Source organism: Stenotrophomonas sp. ATCM1_4, from assembly GCF_004348115.1.
Lineage (GTDB): Bacteria > Pseudomonadota > Gammaproteobacteria > Xanthomonadales > Xanthomonadaceae > Stenotrophomonas > Stenotrophomonas capsici.
In genome coordinates this window covers 1,824,983-1,844,496 of sequence record NZ_QPFB01000001.1, presented here as the reverse complement: position 1 = coordinate 1,844,496, position 19,514 = coordinate 1,824,983, and the positions used below count along the sequence as shown (strand labels likewise).

Sequence of the window (19,514 nt, the reverse complement as noted above, 5' to 3'; positions counted from 1 at the left end):
CCCCACTGCTGCCTCCCGTAGGAGTCTGGACCGTGTCTCAGTTCCAGTGTGGCTGATCATCCTCTCAGACCAGCTACCGATCGTCGCCTTGGTGGGCTCTTACCCCGCCAACTAGCTAATCGGGCATCGGCTCATTCATTCGCGCCAGGCCCGAAGGTCCCCGGCTTTCACCCGTAGGTCGTATGCGGTATTAGCGTAAGTTTCCCTACGTTATCCCCCACGAAAGAGTAGATTCCGATGCATTCCTCACCCGTCCGCCACTCGCCACCCAGAGAGCAAGCTCTCCTGTGCTGCCGTTCGACTTGCATGTGTTAGGCCTACCGCCAGCGTTCACTCTGAGCCAGGATCAAACTCTTCACTTAAAACTACATGTCCGAAGACAATAACTTTAGCTGCAGAAATTCAACCACTGGCAACGTTTCGCTTGCATTAAAACAATTGAATCATTGCTTGATTAAACGTCTGCAAGATGGACAGTCATCCACTCCTGCAGGCGCCCTCACAAGATACCTGCGCATACTTTCAAAGAACTTCGAATCAGGCCTCAGCGCCATCTTCGTAGGCTGCGACGTTTCCGTCGTAGCGAGCCGCCCATTATAGCCGGCTTTTCCGTTTCGTCAACACCTCGTTTCGAGGAAGTTGACTCAACTACTTCTCCGTCGCCCGAAGGCATCTCGTTGAAGCGAGCCGCCTACTTTAGCAGGCTTTTCGTTTCCGTCAACACCTCATTTCGAGGCGGTTGACGCTGCTTCTTGGCGGTGGTCACCGAAGTGGCCGGCGCGTTGAAGCGAGGGAGCGAATTCTAGACATCTTTGTGAAAAGCGCAATCACTTTGTGTGCCTTTGCAGCAAATTACTTGCTGAAGCCAGATTCGGCAAGGTTTTGGACTGATTGAGAGCGAAATCGGATGACGGAGCGTTTCTCTATATGGGTGGCCACGCCCTGGCGGGCCCAGCTGCTGGCGCTGCTTCGGCCTTGCTTGTGGGTGCTTTGGTGCTGCGATTTCGTTCTGCCCTCACCCCAACCCCTCTCCCGCAGGGCGGGAGAGGGGCTCTGACGGCTTTCGTCGGCCACAATGCGGGTTGATCCGGGGTTGTGCGACTGATGACTGACTCTTCTGCTCGTTCGTTCTTCAAAGACATTTCGCTGCCTGCAGTGATTGCCGGCTTCATCACCGTTCTGGTGGGTTTCGCCAGTTCAGCAGTGATCGTGTTCCAGGCAGCACAGTCCGTTGGAGCCGACCAAGCCGAAATAGCCTCGTGGATGTGGGCGCTCGGGCTGGGTATGGGCGTGACCTGCATCGGGCTGTCGTTGCGCTACCGCATGCCGGTGGTGACGGCGTGGTCCACGCCAGGCGCGGCGATGCTGGTGGTGGGCGCAAGCACGCTGCCCTTGTCCGATGCCATTGGTGCGTTTGTGCTGGCAGCGTTGCTGGCGACGGTGGCCGGCTTCTCCGGTGTGTTCGAAAAGGCGATGCGGCGAATTCCGGTCTCGCTGGCGTCGGGCATGTTGGCCGGCGTCTTGTTGCGCTTTGGGCTGGATGTATTCGTGTCGGTGGGAACGCAACCGCTGTTGGTGCTGGCGATGCTCGCGACCTACCTGCTGGGGCGACGGCTGCTGCCACGCTATGCGGTGATCGCAACCTTGCTGGTCGGTGTTGCGATTGCCGCCAGTAAGGGATTGATGCATGTGGATCAGGTGCAGCTGCAACTGGCGCGCCCCGTGTTCACCGTGCCGACGCTGTCATGGGCGGCGGTGTTCGGCATCGCCCTGCCCTTGTTCATCGTGACCATGGCCTCACAGAACGTGCCCGGAGTGGCGGTGCTGAAGGCATCCGGCTATGACGCGCCGGTGTCGCCGGTGGTGGGCTGGATTGGTGCGGTCAACATGGTGCTGGCGCCGTTCGGCGGCTATGCCTTGAACCTGGCGGCGATCACCGCCGCGATCTGCATGGGCCGTGACGTGCATGAGGACCCGGCGCGGCGCTATACGGCGGCGGTGAGCGCCGGTGCGTTCTATATCGTGGTCGGCCTGTTCGGTGCGACGGTGGCGGCGGTGTTCGCGGCGTTTCCGAAGGAACTGGTGGCGGCGCTGGCCGGCATTGCCTTGCTGGGCACGATCGGCAACAGCCTGGCCGTTGCGATGCGCGAGGAAGTGGAACGCGAGCCGGCGCTGGTGACGTTTCTGGTGACCGCTTCCGGGTTGTCGATGGCCGGGATTGGATCGGCGTTCTGGGGATTGGTGGCGGGCGTGGTGACGCTGCTGGTGTTGCGGCGGTGAGGGGGATGCTGCCCGCGTCTTGTGCTCTGCGCGAAAGGGCCTGAGCGGCTGCCCTCTCCCCAACCCCTCTCCCGCTTGCGGGAGAGGGGCTTAAGCAGAAGCTTGAGCTTGCGGAAGCGGGGCTTGAGCAAAGGCTTGAGACAGCGCCTGCGTTAGAGCGGCTTTACCTCGAAGACCTGCTTGAGGGTGTGGCGGCCGCCGGGGGCCAGTTCGATCACGTCCGGACCGACGTTGCCAGCCTCCACGCAGACGTAGTTGCGCCATGCGTCGCCGATGTCGTCCATCTTCGCGGCCTGGGCTTGGCCGGCGTTCCAGACCACGGCGCTGCGGCTGCCACTGGTGGTGATGTCGATGGCGCGCTTGAAGCCAGGATCGCGCAGGACGTAGTGGCCGGCGGCCTGGGTGTAGATGCGGTCGCTGCGGCCCGGGTCGCGCGGATCGCGCAGGTTCCAGTCGCCCTGCTGGACGTGGGCGTTGCCGTTGTCGAGCTTGTCCAGGTAGGTCAGGCCGTCCAGGCCGGTGACGTCGACCTTCAGTGCATCGCTGACGTTGAAGTAGTTGTGCAGCGCCTGGGTGATGCTGGTGGGCTGGGTGCCGGTGTTCTCGGTGGTCAGCTCCTGCTCCAGCGTGCGGCCGATGCGCAGCACCATCTGCAGTTTGAGGTTGAGGTTGTCCAGCGGCGGCGGCGCCAGCGTCAGCACGACGCTGCCATCGGCCTCGCGGCGGGCATCGCGCAGTTCCCAAGCCACGGTGCGGACGAAGCCGTGCGAAGGCACGTCGTTGCCCTGCCCCTGGCGCGAGAAGTACGGCCAGCACACCGGGCTGCCACCGCGGATGGGCGTGGGCGGCTGCTTGGCGCTGGGCGAGAGCCACATCACGTCCTGGCCGCCCTTGGGCACGAAGGACAGCAGCTGGCCACCGAACACGCTGATGGCGGCGGTCGAGAACGGCGTTTCCACCTTCCAGGCGGTGAAGCCGTTGAAATCGCCTGTGCTCAGGCCCTGCACATCCTTCATTGCGAGATTGCTCCGTACGATCGGGGATTGGACGAGTTGGGGGTAGTTGGCCGGCAGTTGGAACGCCGTGGGCGCCGCCGGTTTGGCGTCGCGCAGCGCCTGCAGGATACGGGTGCCGGCACGGCCGTCGGCGGACTTCCAGCCCAGCCGCTGCTGTTCGAGCTGGATGGCGCGACGGCTGGCGGTACCGATCATGCCGTCGGCCGCACCGATGGCATGGCCGCGTGCCAGCAACAGGGTCTGCAACTGGCGGCGCTCGTCACGGCCCAGGCCCGGGTCGTCGGTGGGCCAGGCGGCGCGCAGGCCGCTGCCGCCATGCAGGCGGTCGGCCAGGGTGGCGATGGCGAGCGCATAGCTTTCGGCGGCGTTGTAGGAATAGATGGCGTCGTAGTTGCGGAACACCAGCAAGGCTGGGCCCTTGGCGCCGGCTGGCAGCAGCAGCGCGGCGTTGGCGTCATCGGTAATGGCCGGGACCTGCAGTGGACTGCCATCGACCAGGGTGATGCCGCGTGTGCGCCAGTCCGCCAGCGGCTTGCGCTGGGTGCGTCCGGCCAGGCTGGCATCGAAGCCGGCCGGAACGCGTACTTCCACGCCCCAGGGCTGGCCGGTGCGCCAGCCGGACTGCTTGAGGTAGTTGGCGGTGGAGGCCAGTGCGTCGGGGATGCTGGCGACCAGGTCGCGACGGCCATCGCCATCCCCGTCGACCGCGATGCGGGCGTAGGTGGAGGGCATGAACTGGGTATGGCCGAAGGCGCCGGCCCACGACCCGGTGAGGCCGGCCGGATTGAGGTCGCCCTTGTCGAGCAACTTGAGCAGGGCCAGCAGCTCGCCCTTGAAGAAGGGTTGGCGGCGACCGTTGCAGGACAGCGTGGCCAGCGACTGCAGCAGCGGGCGCTTGCCGAACACGCGGCCGTAGTCGCTCTCCACACCCCAGACCGCGACGACGGTGGCAGGATCGACGCCGTATTGGGCCGAGATGCGCTCGAGCAGCGCGCGGTGCTCGGTGAGGCGGGCGCGACCGTCGGTGATGCGCTGGGTGTCGACCAGTGAGGCCAGGTAGTCCCAGATCGGCGTGGTGAACTCGGGCTGGGCGTCGAGCAGCGGCAGCACGCTGAGATCGGGGCTGACGTCGGCGAACCATTGGTCGAAGCGTTCGGCGCGGATGCCCTGGGCGGCGGCGCTGGTCCGCAACGCGGTGCCGCAGCTGCCGAAGTCGCTGGTGGCCGCCGCCGCGGACGTGGCCAGGGTGAGGACGGCCAGTGCCGAGGCTGCGCGCATCATCAGGGGTGCTTTCATCGGCCGGGCTCCTTGCGTGGGGCTTGATGATACGCGGAGCGATGGAAGGGGCTGGCTGTCCAGGAGTTGGGGTGACTGGAGCCGCGCGGCTCCTGTTGCGCCGTCGTCGTGTGCTGCGTTGGGTGGTCAGCGCTGGAAGCGCCCCCTCCCCGGCCTCCCCTTGGCGTTGCCAATGGGAGGGGACTTAAGAGCGCGGGGCGCTGGAGCCTTCCTGCTGAAAGCGACTCCTCCCCGGCCCTCCTCATTGGCTTTGCCAAAGGGAGGGGTTGAGAAGCGGGCTTTGAGGTTACACGGCGTCGAGGTAGTACCAGCGGCCGTCGATGCGTTGGAAACGACTGTGCTCGGTCATCTTCACCGCGCTGCCACCACCGACACGGTAACGGGCGATGAATTCGACCTCGGCCGTCGCCTCGCCAGTGACGAGGTGACGCTTCACGCCCAGGCCGAGCCATTGGGTGCGCTGGCCGGGTGCGTCTTCCAGCGACAGGGTTTGCGGGCGGGTGTCCGGGTGCCAGCTGGCCAGCAGGTAGTCCACGTCCTTGAGCACGTAGGCGCTGTAGCGCGAACGCATCAGTGCCTCGGCATCGGGAGCGGCTTCGCCGGCGTGGTAGCGGCCGCAGCAGTGGGCGTAGGTGAACGCCTGCCCGCAGGGGCACGGTGAGGTCGGTGTGATCTGCATGGCGCATTTTCCCACCGATGCCACCTGCCACTCCAGCGGGCCCGGCAAGGGCGCGTATGCTGTCGCGCCCTGCGCCGGAATCCCCATGCTGGAACTGCTGCCGCCCGAGCTGCCCTGGTTGCTGGTGATCGCCTTCATCGCCGGGCTGGTGGATGCGGCGGTCGGCGGCGGCGGGCTGATCCAGCTGCCGGGACTGTTCACCACCCTGCCCCAGCACACCCCGGCGGCCCTGCTGGGCACCAACAAGTTCAGCTCGATGTTCGGCACCGGCGCGTCGGCCTGGCGCTATGCGCGCTCGGTGCGCTTCCCGTGGCGGCCGGTGCTGCTGGCCGCGGCGGCGGCATTCGCCTGCTCGTTCCTGGGCGCGACTGCGGTGACGCTGCTGTCCAAGGATGCGGTGCGTCCGCTGGTGCTGACCCTGCTGATCGTGATGCTGGGTTACACGCTGGCCAAGAAGGATTTCGGCGCGATGCACCGGCCCCGCGAAGTCGGGCGCCGGGAGCTGGTGATCGCGCTGGTCATGGGCGGGGTGATCGGCTTCTACGATGGCTTCTTCGGCCCGGGCACCGGCAGCTTCCTGATCTTCCTGTTCGTGCGCTTCTTCGGGCTGGATTTCCTGCGCGCCTCGGCCGCCTCCAAGGTGGTGAACCTGGCCACCAACGTGGCGGCGATCTCGTTCTTCCTGCCCAGTGGCAACGTGCTGCTGGTGTTCGCCGTGCCGATGGCCGTGGTCAACGTGCTGGGCGCGGTGACCGGCACCCGGCTGGCGCTGCGCGGCGGTACCCCGTTGATCCGTAAACTTTTCCTGGTGCTGGTGGTGGTGCTGATCACGCGCATGGCCTGGGACACCTTCAGCGGCCCGTGACAGCGCCTGCACATGGCTGAATCCCGGCCGCTGAAATTCCGCCGGATCCATCACATAGTCGCGGCCGAGGATCCGCCGCCGGACGCAGGGAAGGGCTTGGGATGAAGAGCCGATATCGTATTGCCGCATTGCTGCTGCTCACCGGCATGCTGCTGGCCTGCCTGCCGGTACTGTTTTCGGCGCAGCAGGCGCGCAAGCAGGCAATCCGGGAACGGTTTGCCCAGCTTGATGACACCGCCGCGCACCTGGAACGCCAGGTCCGCGATACCGCCAGCCTGCTGCGGCAACTGCGGCAGCAGATGCATGCCCGCAGCGACGACCCCTGCAGTGCCGAAGGCGTGGCGCTGATGCAGCGGTTCGTGATGAGCTCGCAGATCGTCAAGAGCGCGATGTTCCTGGACGGCACCCGGGTGCTCTGTTCCTCCAACAGCGCGGTGACCAACAACCTGCTGCTCGGGCCGCCGCCGGTGGTCCAGCCCGACGGCACGCTGATCCATTCGCAGGTGCGCATCCGCGGCATAGCGCAGCGGCAATACGTGCTGCTGGTCAAGGATGGCTACGGGCTGCTGGCGTACCCGGACGGCCTGATCGCGCCGTTCTCCCGCCCCAACGTGTCGATGGGGTTGTTCAGCACCCACACCGGCGCGTGGCTGGCGCGCTACGGGCACCTGCAGGAAGCCTGGGCCGCGGCCAACGGCCCGGCCGCCGGCCAGGCGCATTACCTGGACATGGACAGCGGCTACATGGTGGTGCGGCGGGTGGTGCCGCCGGGGACCACCGGCACGGTCGTGGCCAGCCCGCTGGCGTCGATCGACACGCGCGTGTCGCAGTTCGCGCATTGGTTCCTGCCGGCCGGCGTGCTGGCCGGGCTGGTGGTGCTCGGCGCGGCCTGGCTGATCAGCCGGCGCCAGCTCTCGGCCCGTGCCGAACTGCTGCATGCGATCAACAAGGGGCACCTGTTCCTGCTGTACCAACCGGTGTTCGACCTGGTCGATGACACCTGCGTGGGTGCCGAGGCGCTGCTGCGCTGGCAGCACGAGGACGGCAAGGTGGTGACGCCGGACCTGTTCATTCCCTTCGCCGAGGACGCCGGGCTGATCCACCTGGTCAGCCGACGCGTGCTGGAACTGGTGGTCAAGGACCTGAGCGGCTTCCTGCGCCAGCATCCGGGCTTCCACATCAGCGTGAACCTGTCCCCGCAGGACCTGCAGTCGCCGCGCACCCCGCGCCTGCTGGCCGACATGCAGGCGGCGATCGGCCCGGGGTGCGGCTGCTTCGTGGTCGAGGCCACCGAGCGCGGCCTGCTGGAGAGGACCAGCGCCCTGGAAGTGCTGCTGGCGATCCGCGGACTGGGCATCGAGCTGGCGGTGGATGACTTCGGCACCGGCTACTCCAGCCTCTCCTACCTGACCACGTACCCGTTCGACATCCTTAAGATCGACAAGAGCTTCACCCATACCGCCTGCACCGAATCGGTGACCAGCAGCGTGGCCGACCACATCATCGACCTGGCCCGCAGCCTGGGCATGCGGACGTTGGTGGAAGGCATCGAGACCCGCGAGCAGGCCACGTTCTTCCGCCAACGCGGCGTGCGCTACGGCCAGGGCTACCTGTTCAGCAAGCCCCTGGGTGCGGCGGAGCTGTTCGCGTTCGTGCCCGCGCATTCGCGCCCGGACCAGCATGCCCGGCCGGCACCGGTTGGCCCCCTGCCCCGGCGCCGGCCAACACCGGATTGATCGACCTCAATGCATTGCTCCACTGATGCGGCGATGCTGGCTTCGTCGCGGGATGGCCGCGGTCGTGGAGCAGTGCCATGCAGCAGGATTTCCAGGGACGCATCGCGCTGGTGACCGGCGCGGCTTCGGGCATCGGCGAAGCCGTGGTCCGCCAGCTGGCCGCGCGCGGGGCGCAGGTACTGGCCGCCGACATCGACGGTGACGCGGCCACCGCGGTGGCGATGTCGCTGGGTGATCGGGTGATGCCGTTGCGCGTGGACGTCAGCGACCCGGATGCCGTGCGCCACATGGTGCAGGCCTGCGTGGAGCGTTTCGGCGCACTGCACCTGGCGGTGAACAACGCCGGCATCGGCGGGGCCAGCCTGCAGACCGCCGATTACCCGCTGGAGGAATGGCACCGCGTGCTGGGCGTGAACCTGCATGGGGTGTTCTACGCGATGAAATACGAAGTGCCGGCGATCCTGGCCGCCGGTGGCGGCGCCATCGTCAACATGGCCTCGATCCTGGGCAGCAACGGCTGGGCCGGCTCGGCCGCCTATGTGGCCGCCAAGCACGCCCTGGTCGGCATGACCAAGAGCGCGGCGCTGGAGTACTCGGCCCAGGGCCTGCGGGTCAACGCGGTCGGCCCCGGCTTCATCGACACGCCGTTGCTGCAGGGCATGGACGCGCAGGCCTACGCCGGGCTGGTGGCGCTGCACCCGGCCGGGCGGTTGGGCACGGCCGACGAGGTGGCCGAGCTGACCTGCTTCCTGCTCTCGGACAAGGCCTCCTTCATCACCGGCAGCTACCACCTGGTCGACGGCGGCTACTCCGCCCGCTGACCGCCGCGCCGCCGGGGCGCACCTGACATTGTGTGTTTGGCAGGGCCTGGCCCTGCCTTTTTTTGTGCCGGATTTCGCCAAAGTGCCATCCGTTGGCACATGAATGCGGCTTTGTGGCGCCTTCTTGTTGCCGCCGCCTAACGAATTGTTTACAAGTCGGTGGCACCCGCCCCTGCGGCGGGCCCACCAGAAGTAGTCCGGCATTCAGAGGAGCTTTCCGATGAAGTTGTCTTCGCTACGCACGCAACGCCTTGCCCACGCCGTACGGCTTTCCCTGTTGTTGCTCCCCGCCACGGCGGCCGCCCAGGACGCCACCGAGAACGCGCGCACCCTGGACACGATCCAGGTCACCGGTACCCGCATCAAGAAGGCCGAACTGGAAACCCAGGTGCCGGTGCAGGTGCTGTCCCGCGAGGCCATCGAACGCACCGGCTACACCTCGGTGGCCGATGTGGTCCAGCACCTCACCGCCAGCGGCGCCTCGCTGAGCACCAAGCTCAACTCCAGCGGCAACTTCGGCTTCCCGCCCGATGGCGGCGGCGTGGGTGCCGGCGCGGCCACGGTGGACCTGCGCCACCTCGGCCCCAAGCGCGTGCTGGTGCTGGTGGACGGCATCCGCTGGGTCAACGAATCGTCCGGCTCGGGGGTGGGCTCGTCGGTCGACCTGAACACCATTCCGCTGGCGCTGGTGGACCGCATCGAAGTGCTGGAGGACGGTGCCTCGTCGATCTACGGTTCCGACGCGATCGCCGGCGTGGTCAACATCATCACCAAGAAGGGCGCCGACGGTGGCCACGTCGAGGTGCAGTACGGCGACTACAACCTCAAGGGTGGCGGCACGACCGGGGTGGACTTCAGCTTCGGCAAGAGCGGCGAACGTGCGCAGTGGATCGTGGGCGGCTCGTGGTTCAAGCAGAAGGAGATCGGCTCCAACGAGTACAAGTGGGCGCGCGAGCCGGTGCCGGGCACCGGCCTGGCCAATGGCAGCTCGGCCACGCCGCAGGGACGGCTGGTGTTCGCCGACCCCAGCGGCAACGTGTTCAACATCACCTCCAACACCGGCGTCACCTCGCCGCAGTTCGATCCCAGCCAGACCGGCTGCGCGCGCACCGATGACTACCATTGCTTCGGCACCCCGGACCGCTTCAACTTCGCCCCGTACAACCTGTTGCTGACCCCGAATGAGCGCAAGTCGGTGTTCGGCCAGGTGCGCTTCGAATTCACCCCGGCCGTCAGCGGCTGGTTCCGTGGCCTGTACAGCGAGCGCGAGTCGGCCAACCAGGCCGCGCCGGAACCGTTCTTCCTGGGTACCGACGCCGGCGTCTACAACGACTGGGCCGAGAAGAACCTGGTGATCTCGGCCAACAACCCCTACAACCCGTTCGGCTTCGACCTGACCACAATGGGCAGCGACCCGAACCTGTTCCTGATCGGGCGACGCCCGGTGGAAGGCGGGCCGCGCCGCTACGAGCAGAAGGTGAAGACCTGGTACGCGGCGGCCGGGCTGGACGGCACCTTCGAGGTCAACCAGCGCACCTGGAACTGGGACATCAACGCGATGACCAGTGAAAGCAAGGCCACCCAGACCAACACCGGCAGCTACAACATCAAGCACATCAACCAGGCGCTGGGCGACCCGGCCGCCTGCGCGGCGATCGCCGGCTGCGTGCCGCTGAACATCTTCGGCGGGCCGGGCACCATCACCCCGGACATGCTGGCCTGGATCTCGCCGCTGGTGCGCGACCGCAGCAAGAACACGCTGAGCCTGGGTTCGGCCAACATCACCGGCGAGCTGTTCGACAACTGGGCCGGGCCGGTGTCCTTCGCCGCCGGTGCCGAGTGGCGCCGCTACAAGGGCGAATACCACCCTGACCCGATCACCGTGGCCGGCGAGTACAACGGCGTGCCGTCGGGCATCACAGTTGGCAGCTATACGGTGAAGGAAGCCTATGCGGAATTCGACGTGCCGCTGGCGCGTGGCGGTTTCTGGGGCAAGAGCCTGGACCTGAGCATCGCCGGCCGCTATTCGGACTACTCCACCTTCGGCGGCACCGGCACCGGCAAGATCGGCCTGCGTTGGCAGCCGGCCGACGAACTGCTGCTGCGCATGTCCTACGCGCAGGGCTTCCGCGCACCGTCGATCGGCGAGCTGTACGGCACGCTGAGCCGCTTCGACGCGACCCTGGTGGACCCGTGCAACAACGCCGCCTCCACCACGCCCAAGTGCGTGGCCGATGGCGTGCCGGCCGGCTACGAGCAGGCCAACCCGCAGATCTCGGTGGTCACTTCCGGCAACCGCGACCTGCAGCCGGAGGAAAGCCGCTCGTTCATGGCCGGTGCGGTGTGGAGCCCGGGCTGGGCCGAGAACAGCAGCTGGTCGAGCAAGCTGGACCTGGGCGTGACGTTCTACCGCCACACCATCGATGACGCGATCCAGGCACCGGATGCGCAGGCCATCCTCGACCGCTGCATCGATACCCGCGATGCCACCGCCTGTGCCAGCTACACGCGCAACGACCGCGGGCAGATCATCCGCTTCGAGGACATCCTGGCCAACCTGGGCACCATCAACACCAGTGGCTGGGACTTCACCGCGCATTGGCTGCTGCCGGAGACCGGCTGGGGCCAGCTCGGCTTCGACTGGAAGGCCACCTGGGTCACCCGTTACGAGCTGATCAACGAATCCGGCCAGGCCGAACCGAAGGCGCCAGGCGTGGAGATCAACGACAGCGCGATCCCGGAGTGGAGCTCGACGTTGACCACCAACTGGGACTTCCGCAACTGGAACGCGAGCTGGACGATGCGCTACATCGACCGCCTGCGCGAACGCTGCGCCGGGGCCAATGGTTTCGACATCTGTACCGACAGCGCCAACGACCAGCATTGGCTGGGCGCCACCACGTACCACGACGCGCAGGTGAGCTGGCGCACCGATGCGTGGATGAAGGGCGTCAAGGTCACCGTGGGCGTCAACAACGTGTTCGACAAGAACCCGCCGATCTGCCTGAGCTGCACGCTCAATGGCTACGACCCGGGCACCTATGACCTGCCGGGGCGCTACAGCTACGCCAAGCTCAGCCTGGATTTCTGAGCCGGGTGAGGGAAACGACAAAGGGAGCCGCAAGGCTCCCTTTGTCGTTGGCGATGGGTATTCGGTTTCGGGATTGGCTGGAAGCCGACACTGCTTCCGTAGCCCGCCTCTGCGCGACGGGATGGGCCGTCGGCTTCGCGACCGGGCAATCAGCGCAGGATCGCGCCCGCCAGGGCCATCAGCAGCAGTGCGAGCACCGGCAGCATCGACAGGCCGAAACCCAGGCCACGCCCCGCCGGCGCGGCGACGTAGGCGCGCCAGTAGATGAAGCGGCCAACCAGGTAGACCGCACCGATGCCCGCCACCCATTCGGCCGGCCAGAAGCGGGCGGCGACGAACAACGACGGCAGCAGCGCGACCATCAGCTCCAGGGTGTTCATCTGCACGCGGTAGACGCGTTCGAAACCTTCATGGCCGGTGACGGCCGGCGCCTTCACGCCGTAACGGCCACGGGCGCGACCGACCAGGGTGGTGAAGAACAGGTATTGCACCACGACCAGCATGGCGACGATTTCCACGTAATGCATGGGGGAATCCTCGGAGGCGTTTGAGGGGACTGTAACGGAGGTGCGCGCGGGGTGGTGCGAGCGGATGTGGCATGGGCTTGGCGGCTGGACCCGCTCCTGCCGTGCTTCCTCCCTGGCCAGTGGCAAGGGAGGAATGCCGGACTTACTGCTCGGTGGCCGTGCTCTTCCTTGCCGGCTTCTTCTTCGGTGCGGCTTCGGCATCGGCTACCACGACTTCCCCGTCACCGGCCTGGTCCTGTTCGCGGGCGGCGGCGCCACGGGCGCGGGCCGGCAGCTTCAGGCGATTGGCCTCGTCGTCGTATTCGATCAGCAGCACGCCCGAATCGTGGCGACCGCTGATCTCGACGAAGCAGGCACCGCCGATGAACGGCTCCAGCGTCATCACCGACTTCAGCGGGGTGGCCACCACCATCTGGAAGCCGAAGTTCTCGAAGATGTTCATCGCCAGCGCGGTGAACTCGTTGTCGGCCTTGTCGAAGGCTTCGTCGAGCACCACGGCCGCGTAGCGCGGCAGTTCGCCATCTTCGCCACCGAGCTGGTAACGCAGCGCCGCGGCCAGGCAGGTGGTGGCCAGCTTCTGGCGCTGGCCACCGGACTTGCCGGCGCCGCTGCGGTAGATCTCGACCTGCTCGCGGGTTTCGCCGTCGAGCTCGACGCCGTAGAACTCCACGTGCTGGCGCACGTCCAGCACCTGCTCGCGCCAGCGGCGCAGCTCCGGTTCCTGTGCACCGAGGCGGCGCACCAGGTCACGCAGCACGTTGAACTGGGTTTCGGCCAGCGAACGGTCTTCGGTCTGCTGGTGGGTCAGCACCGCGCGCAGCTGCAGCTGGAAGTCCTGCACTTCCGGCAGGCGCCGGTCGCTGACGTCGATGGCCAGCACGGTGCCGCGGTTGAACGGCACCTGCTCGAGCGAGGCGTTGACCTCGTCCATGCGCTGCTTGATCGCCTTGTGCGCCTCGGCGGTGTGGCGCTGCAGGGCGAGCAGGTTGTTCTTGCTCTGGGTCTGCAGCAGCTCGAAGAAGCGGCCTTCGTGGCGTGGCAGGCCGTCGCTCTCCAGGCGCTGCAGGCGTGCCAGGAAGTCATCGGCGCTGCTCAGCGACACCGTGAAGTCACCGGAGTCCTCCGGCCACTGCTGGCAGTACTTGCGGAAGCAGTCGAGCAGGTGCTGGGTGAGCTTGGCGTCGCGGCTCTGGCTCTGCCCCAGCTCCTCGGCCAGGCCACGCTCGATCACGCGGAAGTGGCTTTCCAGCGTGTCCAGGTTGAAGCCCGGCAGCGCCTCCAGGCGCTCGCCCAGGCCGTCGCGCTGGGCATCGGTCAGCGGCGCACCGGCGACGCGGGCGGCGCCATTGTCACGCTGCTGTTCCAGCCGCACGCGCTCACGCGAAAGCTGCGCGCGTTCCAGCCGCACGTCCTCGTAGGTGCGCTTGGCCTGGTCGCGCAGGCCGCGGGTCAGCTCGATCTGCTGGCCGACGCGCGCCAATGCGTTGTCGCCCTCGCGCAGGTCCACCAGCTGCTCGTCGATGTCGGCCAGGCGCTGCAGGCGCGGGCCGACGTTGATCTCGTCCCAGTCGCGCTCGACCAGCACGCGCGCGGCCAGCTGCTTTTCCTGCCCGCTCTCGCGCTGCTTGCGCAGCATGGCCACGTCCGACTCGCTGCGCGCGATGCGTTGCGCCAGCTCCTGCGCCTCGCGTTCGTAGACGCGGCGCTTGTCTCGGTTGTCGTGGCCCAGCATCCAGCGCTTGCGGTCGTTGACCGCGTGGCGGTCGTCTTTCTCGTAGCGATCGCCCGGGTGCTTGATCTGGCCTTCGCGGGTCAGTGCGCGGTCTTCGTTGCGCAGCTGGCTGGCGTTCTCCACGCAGGTGTAATCGAAGCGGCGCAGCAGTTCGTTATGGACCCAGTCACCGAACACGTGGTCGCGCAGCTGCAGCTTGTGGATCAGCGAACGCTTGTCCGGCTCGCGCGCATGCAGCGACTCGTTGTCGCGCACGCGGAAGTAGACCAGCTTGGTGCCCAGGTGGGTGCGGTTGGCCCACTCGGCCACCTGGCTGTGGTGCTTCTCATCGACCAGCAGCGACTGCGCGAAGCCGTGCAGCACGCGCTCGATCGCGCCGCGCCAACCGATCTGGTCCTCGCGCACCTGGATCAGCTCGCCGACGAAGGGCAGCACCGATTCGGGCAGGCCGGTGTCATCGCACAGGCGGGCGCGCATCTGCTGCAGCGGGGCCGGGATCGAGCTGGGCGCGGACTTGAGCGATTCCAGCTCCACGCGCAGCGCATTGAAACGCTTCTCGTCATCGCGACGCTCGGCCATGCGCTCGGCGATGGCATCGTCCACGGTGCCGGCACCGTCACGGCTGCCGTCGATCAGCGCACGCGCCTGCTCGACCTGCTCGGCGAACACCGAAGCGGTGTCGGCCAGCGACATGCCCAGCTGGCGGCACGCGGTTTCCAGCTGCTTGCGGCGGCGCGCGCGTTCCTCGACCTCGCGCTCGACGCGGGTGCGTTCGCGCTCCAGCTCCTCGATGCGCTCGCCGCCCTGTTCGCGCTGCTGGCGTTCCAGCTCGACCAGCTTCTGCTCGTGGTTGTCCAGCGCCTGGCGGCGCTGGCCTTCCTCGCCCATCAGGCCGCGGTCGGCGACCTCCACTTCCTTGAGGCGGTCGTTGACCAGCTCCAGACGCTTTTCCTCGCGGAAGCCATCGATGCCGATCTGCAGGTCGCGCAGGTTGGCCACGCCCTTGCGCAGCTCGGTCAGGTCCTGGTGGTAGTCGCGGGCCGGGGTCAACGTCTCGACCTGGCGGCGTGCAGTCACCACCGCGTGGTGGGCGCCGTCCAGCTCGGAGAAGTCCTCGACCAGGCGGTCGGCCGCCTCGAAGGTGCGCGGCTCTTCCAGCATGAAGCCACGCAGAAAGGCGTTGAGGTCGCCCAGGTTCTTGGCCGACTGCGTCTTGTGCAGCAGGCGCAGCGCCATGTCGTTGCCGATGCCCAGCAGGTGGCGGAAGCGCTCGGCGTAGCCGGCGAAGCTGTCGAAGTGGGCCACGTCCTCGCCCAGGCGCAGGCGCAGCTTGCGCAGGTCCAGGTCGAAGCCATCGAGTTCGGCCAGGTCGAAGCGGCGCGGCACCACCATGTAGTGCTTGCGCACATCGTTGGCGGAGGTGCCGGCGCCGTTGATCCAGAACATGCGGATGATCGACACCGCATCGCCGCGGCCGTTGTGGTACTCCAGCGCCAGCGCGGTCCAAGTCGCGCCCTTGCGCAGGTACTGGGTGGCGATTTCGCCCGATGCGCTGTCCTGCTGGTCGGCCCAGGCGCCACGCACGTAGGACACCAGCGAGCGGTCGCGGCCGGAACGCTCGGCTTCGCGCGCGGCGGCGTTGAAGTCGACGATGCTCGGCGGCGTCAGCAGCGCGCTCATGCCATCAAGCAGGGTCGACTTGCCCGAACCGGAACGGCCGACGAACAGGAAGCCGCGCTCGGCGATCGGTACTTCGGTCAGGCCCGAGAACGTGCCCCAGTTGAGCACCTGCAGGCGGCGCATGCGGAACTGGTTCGCGCGGGCATCACTGGCCGGGTCATTGAACAACGCGGCGGCGGGAAGCAGGGTGTGGGAAGCGGTGTCCATGCGGCTCATCCTTCAACCGCCGCGCCTGGCGCGACGGCGACAAACAAATGTGATTCGACGCGCGTGCGCGTCATTCGTCGGCATCTTCGCCGGCGGCTTCGGCCTCGGCCGGCGCCGGCTCGCCTTCGCGCAGCTGGCGGTAGGCCTCGCCCAGGGTCTGCACGTCCTCGGCCGAGAACAGCAGCTTCAAGGCCGGCGAGATCTCGTAGCGGTCCTCGCTGCCGCGCAGCTTGGACAGCAGCTGGTTCTCGCGCATCTTGGCGATCGCCGCGGCCACGCGCTTGCCGTAGCCGGCCTGGTCGGTGGAGACGTTCTTCTGGTAGATGCTCATCGCCTCGACCAGTTCCAGCTCCTCCACCACCGCGCGTTCGCCGCGGGTATCGGCCTCGGCCAACTGCTGGCGCAGGTGCAGCAACAGCACCGACTCGATGAAGGTCAGCGGCGCGCTGCGCAGTAGGGTCGGCGAATCCAGCTCGGCGGTATCGGCCTGGCGGGTGAAGGCGATGCCGCCGTCACGGTCCAGCACCAGCTCCAGGAACAGCTCGCACAGCAGGCTGCGCACCGCGTCTTCGTGGCGCAGCAACGCGGTCCACTGGGTCGGCTGGCGCTGCGCATCGACGCTGGGGCCAGCCAGCAGCTGGCACAGCGCGCGGCGCGCCTCGGCCGGCAGGCGGCCGGTGTCGCCCAGGAACAGCGCGCCGGTGTCCTTGTTGATGGCCGGCGCGGCGGGTGCCAGTGCGGCCTGACCTTCGCCTTCGTTCTCGATTTCGGTCTCAGACCAGTTCATCGCGTCTTTCCTTGAGGAACCACACCAGCGGCACGCGGGCACGCCGTGCCCTGCCGTCGCCGCCGGTCCATTCCACGGTTTCCAGTTGATCGCGCACCACCATGCCGTGGCGGGTGCCGATGGAGAGATAGCCGATCACGCTGCCCAGGCCCTGCCGCGCCGGCCGCTCGCGCAGCACCTGCGCGATGGACAGCTGCGGGCGGGTGCCAAGCAGCATGAACAGGTTGTCCTTGAGCGTGCGCACGTCGATCTCCGACTGCGCGACCAGGTCGCCGACGCTGTCCAGCGAGATCTCGGCCGCATCGGCCATGAAGATCGACGTCTCGACCTTGTGGCTGCGCGGGTCATGCAGGCGCCATTGGCCAATCGAACGCAGGCGCGCGGCCGACAGCGGCAGCACGAAGCCGGTGGCGGCGGTGGGGTGCATGTCGTCGCGCAGCTGCAGCGCCTGGCCCTGGGCCTGCTTGAGCAGCTGGTTGAGGCGGCGCTGTTCCAGGTAGCCGCGGCTCTGCACGAAACCACGCAGGCTGCGCGCGAAGTGCTGCATCACCTCGTGCACCTGGCCGCCGCGCTCGAGCAGGGTGCTGGTGAAGTTGCGCAGGAAGTTGCGCTCGTTGCGGTCCAGCTTGCGGGTGAAGCCACGCTCGAGCACCGCGTCCAGCGCGGCGTCGAGCTCGGCGCTGCGGCGCGGGTCGTTGAGCAGGTCCCAGAACCCCTGGAAGCTGCGCCCGGCATCGGACTCGCCGATCACATCAACGCCGCTGAACAGGCGGTCGAGCACGTCGCCGCGCGCGCCTTCGTCGTCGATGATGCGCTCGCGGAAGCGGCGGTTGAGCTGCTCGAAGTCATCACGCACGCGGCGGAAGTCCTCGGCCAGGTCATCGGCCAGGCGGATCACGTCACGGGTGCGTTCCAGCGCGCGCTTGCCGTCGAGCGTGGCGACCTTGCCGCTGGCGGCCTGGGCGATCTCGGCGTCGATGCGCTCACGCTCGGCGCGCAGCGCGGCCAGCCGTGCCTCGGGGTTGGTCTCGGTCTGCTGGGCCAGCTGCGAGAGCTGCTGCATGACCATCGACAAACGGCTTTCGGTGGCCAGGCTGGCGTTGTGCTCGACCCCGGCGATGAAGCGGATGGCCTGCACCGTCTGGCGCGAGAGCTCGTATTCCTCCTCGCTCGCCCCTTCGGGCAGGCGCCGCTCCAGCCAGCCCTGCGACAGCCAGTAGGCGATGTAGGCCTGCGCGGTGCGCGGCAGCTCGACGTCGAGTTCCTCGGCGTTGAGCGCGTCCAGCTGCTGCTGCAGGCGCTCGGCCAGGATCGAGCCCGGCACGCGCCGGTCGGTTTCCAGCAACAGGCCCTGCAGCAGGCCGATAAGGACGGGCGCGCGGTCGGAGGCCAGCAGTTTCCACAGCGGCTGTTCGCGCAGGCGCTGATAGCCGGCAATACGTTTGGGGTACTTCATCGACAGCGCGCGGGTCCTTGGGCTTAGCGGCGGGCGTGGCCGACTTCGATGAAACGCAGGAACTCGGCGCGGGTGCGCGCGTCGTCATGGAAGGTGCCACGCATGCGCGAGGTGACCATGGACACGCCACGCTTGTGGATGCCACGGGTGGTCATGCACTCGTGCGAGCCTTCCACCACCACGCCCACGCCCAGCGGCTGCAGCACGTCCTGAATGACATCGGCGATCTGCGCGGTCATCTTCTCCTGCACCTGGAAGCGGCGGGCATAGGCCTCGACCACGCGCGCCAGCTTGGAGATGCCGACCACGCGGCCGTTGGGCACGTAGCCGACGTGGACACGGCCCAGGATCGGCGCCATGTGGTGCTCGCAGTGGCTTTCGTACTCGATATCGCGCAGCACGATCATCTCGTCGTAGCCGGCCACTTCCTCGAAGGTACGTGCCAGGTACTCGCGCGGGTCGTCCTGGTAGCCCTTGAACCAGTCGCCGTAGGCCTCGGCCACCCGGCGCGGGGTATCCAGCAGGCCTTCGCGGGCGGGATCTTCACCGGCCCAGCGCAGCAGGGTGCGCACGGCGTCTTCGGCCTGGGCCTGGGTGACGGGCGGGTTCTTGGAATCGGTCATTACAGACAGCGCTTGGATTACGGGGTGGACATGCTACCAGCCGGGCCCCGGAGGGGGCAGCACGGCGGGTTCACGGTGGCCGGGGCCTCCCTGTTCATGGCCTGTGTTCAGGTTCAGCCGCCCTCAGGGCCGCTGCCGGGCCGTTTCGGTATCCCGCTCCAGTGCCTTCAGCAGGCTGGGTTCGGCCGGGCTGGCGATATCGGCGATGCGCCACTGGCCCTGCGAACGGCTGAGGGTGAGATCCAGCGCCAGCGGTGCGACCGGATCGGCCATCTGGGCGGTGGCACGCAGCCGGCCGCCATCCAGCGGGGTGAGGGTGAAGGCCAGCTGGCGCAGGTCCTGCGCGGTGTCCTGGCACTGGCACAGCGGGTCGGCGTCGAGGTAGCCGACCTCGCCGTCATTGGCCTGGCTGTTGGCCTCCATCGCCGCCAGCAGCGCCGGGGCGTAGACCTGATCGTCGGGCAGCACGTCCTCCAGCGGCACGTCCGGGTAGTACGTGGCGTAGACGTGGGCCAGGAAGGTGCGGGCCTGGTCGAGGTCGGCGGCAGTACCCGCGGCGGCGGGCGTGGCTGCCGGTTGCGGGGCGTTGGCCGGCGGGGCGTTGCAGCCGGCCAACGCCAGGGCGAGGGCCCACGTCCATGTGTTCTTCATCGTGCTGTCCTGATGGGTGGGGATGGCTTGGCGGGAGCTTACCCCTCCCCGCCCTCCCCTGCGCCTT

The 19,514-nt window shown here is 67.5% G+C and carries 12 protein-coding genes, 1 rRNA gene and 1 pseudogene (1 of these 14 cut by a window edge); 5 read left to right on the top strand and 9 right to left on the bottom strand.

The genetic code is table 11. The features are described from left to right. Positions 1 to 362, bottom strand: a 16S ribosomal RNA gene (locus tag ATCM_RS08455) (it extends 1,261 nt beyond the left edge of the window). A 742-nt stretch (positions 363 to 1,104) separates the two neighbouring features. On the opposite strand from ATCM_RS08455, the gene ATCM_RS08450 reads away from it, so the two are divergent. Then, positions 1,105 to 2,280: a benzoate/H(+) symporter BenE family transporter gene (locus ATCM_RS08450; RefSeq protein ID WP_132866116.1), complete on the top strand. Its 1,176-nt coding sequence runs from the start codon at positions 1,105 to 1,107 to the stop codon at positions 2,278 to 2,280. A gap of 152 nt (positions 2,281 to 2,432) precedes the next feature. Here ATCM_RS08450 and ATCM_RS08445 read toward each other — a convergent pair whose 3' ends face one another. Together ATCM_RS08445 and ATCM_RS08440 are read right to left on the bottom strand one after the other, a co-directional pair. Next, entirely contained in the window at positions 2,433 to 4,592 is a 2,160-nt protein-coding gene (locus ATCM_RS08445) for a lytic murein transglycosylase (protein ID WP_343145182.1), read from the bottom strand. A gap of 286 nt (positions 4,593 to 4,878) precedes the next feature. Continuing rightward, entirely contained in the window at positions 4,879 to 5,271 is a 393-nt protein-coding gene (locus ATCM_RS08440) for a YchJ family metal-binding protein (RefSeq protein ID WP_132864100.1), read from the bottom strand. Between the two features lie 85 nt (positions 5,272 to 5,356). On the opposite strand from ATCM_RS08440, the gene ATCM_RS08435 reads away from it, so the two are divergent. The 4 genes from ATCM_RS08435 to ATCM_RS08420 all read left to right on the top strand — a co-directional run bounded on the left by ATCM_RS08435 (position 5,357) and on the right by ATCM_RS08420 (position 11,784). Beyond that, the gene (locus tag ATCM_RS08435) at positions 5,357 to 6,136 is read left to right on the top strand and encodes a TSUP family transporter (protein WP_132864099.1); all 780 of its coding nucleotides are present in this window, start codon (positions 5,357 to 5,359) and stop codon (positions 6,134 to 6,136) included. Positions 6,137 to 6,237: 101 nt separating this feature from the next. Next, entirely contained in the window at positions 6,238 to 7,872 is a 1,635-nt protein-coding gene (locus tag ATCM_RS08430) for an EAL domain-containing protein (protein ID WP_132864098.1), read from the top strand. A gap of 77 nt (positions 7,873 to 7,949) precedes the next feature. Next, the gene (locus tag ATCM_RS08425; RefSeq protein WP_132864097.1) at positions 7,950 to 8,693 is read left to right on the top strand and encodes an SDR family NAD(P)-dependent oxidoreductase; all 744 of its coding nucleotides are present in this window, start codon (positions 7,950 to 7,952) and stop codon (positions 8,691 to 8,693) included. A gap of 220 nt (positions 8,694 to 8,913) precedes the next feature. Beyond that, complete coding sequence (locus ATCM_RS08420) at positions 8,914 to 11,784, top strand: TonB-dependent receptor (RefSeq protein ID WP_132864096.1); 2,871 nt, start codon at positions 8,914 to 8,916, stop codon at positions 11,782 to 11,784. Between the two features lie 149 nt (positions 11,785 to 11,933). Here the strand turns inward: ATCM_RS08420 and ATCM_RS08415 are convergent, their stop codons facing one another. From ATCM_RS08415 to ATCM_RS08390, 6 genes and pseudogenes are all read right to left on the bottom strand, one after another. Continuing rightward, the gene (locus ATCM_RS08415) at positions 11,934 to 12,311 is read right to left on the bottom strand and encodes an MAPEG family protein (protein ID WP_132864095.1); all 378 of its coding nucleotides are present in this window, start codon (positions 12,309 to 12,311) and stop codon (positions 11,934 to 11,936) included. 253 nt (positions 12,312 to 12,564) lie between these two features. Continuing rightward, positions 12,565 to 15,930: pseudogene (locus ATCM_RS08410) on the bottom strand (SbcC/MukB-like Walker B domain-containing protein); the annotation flags it as partial. A 70-nt stretch (positions 15,931 to 16,000) separates the two neighbouring features. Then, a complete protein-coding gene (locus ATCM_RS08405; RefSeq protein WP_132864093.1) occupies positions 16,001 to 16,717 on the bottom strand; it encodes a DUF4194 domain-containing protein in 717 nt (238 codons plus the stop codon). Then, the gene (locus tag ATCM_RS08400) at positions 16,704 to 18,173 is read right to left on the bottom strand and encodes a DUF3375 domain-containing protein (RefSeq protein WP_132864092.1); all 1,470 of its coding nucleotides are present in this window, start codon (positions 18,171 to 18,173) and stop codon (positions 16,704 to 16,706) included. Before ATCM_RS08400 ends, ATCM_RS08405 begins: the two co-directional genes overlap by 14 nt. Before the next feature lie 23 nt (positions 18,174 to 18,196). Continuing rightward, positions 18,197 to 18,796 carry a GTP cyclohydrolase I FolE gene (gene folE / locus ATCM_RS08395; protein ID WP_132864091.1) on the bottom strand — a complete coding sequence of 200 codons (600 nt, stop codon included), beginning with the start codon at positions 18,794 to 18,796 and terminating at the stop codon, positions 18,197 to 18,199. A 123-nt stretch (positions 18,797 to 18,919) separates the two neighbouring features. After that, positions 18,920 to 19,447, bottom strand: a complete 528-nt coding sequence (locus ATCM_RS08390; RefSeq protein ID WP_132864090.1) for a DUF3828 domain-containing protein — start codon at positions 19,445 to 19,447, stop codon at positions 18,920 to 18,922. Positions 19,448 to 19,514: the final 67 nt, after the last annotated feature.

Excerpts from the sequence above, each read along its gene's own strand:
- ATCM_RS08450 (WP_132866116.1), top strand. The coding sequence starts at position 1,105 with ATGACTGACTCTTCTGCTCGTTCGTTCTTCAAAGACATTTCGCTGCCT.
- ATCM_RS08445 (WP_343145182.1), bottom strand. The coding sequence starts at position 4,592 with ATGAAAGCACCCCTGATGATGCGCGCAGCCTCGGCACTGGCCGTCCTC.
- ATCM_RS08440 (WP_132864100.1), bottom strand. The coding sequence starts at position 5,271 with ATGCAGATCACACCGACCTCACCGTGCCCCTGCGGGCAGGCGTTCACC.
- ATCM_RS08435 (WP_132864099.1), top strand. The coding sequence starts at position 5,357 with ATGCTGGAACTGCTGCCGCCCGAGCTGCCCTGGTTGCTGGTGATCGCC.
- ATCM_RS08430 (WP_132864098.1), top strand. The coding sequence starts at position 6,238 with ATGAAGAGCCGATATCGTATTGCCGCATTGCTGCTGCTCACCGGCATG.
- ATCM_RS08425 (WP_132864097.1), top strand. The coding sequence starts at position 7,950 with ATGCAGCAGGATTTCCAGGGACGCATCGCGCTGGTGACCGGCGCGGCT.
- ATCM_RS08420 (WP_132864096.1), top strand. The coding sequence starts at position 8,914 with ATGAAGTTGTCTTCGCTACGCACGCAACGCCTTGCCCACGCCGTACGG.
- ATCM_RS08415 (WP_132864095.1), bottom strand. The coding sequence starts at position 12,311 with ATGCATTACGTGGAAATCGTCGCCATGCTGGTCGTGGTGCAATACCTG.
- ATCM_RS08405 (WP_132864093.1), bottom strand. The coding sequence starts at position 16,717 with ATGAACTGGTCTGAGACCGAAATCGAGAACGAAGGCGAAGGTCAGGCC.
- ATCM_RS08400 (WP_132864092.1), bottom strand. The coding sequence starts at position 18,173 with ATGAAGTACCCCAAACGTATTGCCGGCTATCAGCGCCTGCGCGAACAG.
- folE (WP_132864091.1), bottom strand. The coding sequence starts at position 18,796 with ATGACCGATTCCAAGAACCCGCCCGTCACCCAGGCCCAGGCCGAAGAC.
- ATCM_RS08390 (WP_132864090.1), bottom strand. The coding sequence starts at position 19,447 with ATGAAGAACACATGGACGTGGGCCCTCGCCCTGGCGTTGGCCGGCTGC.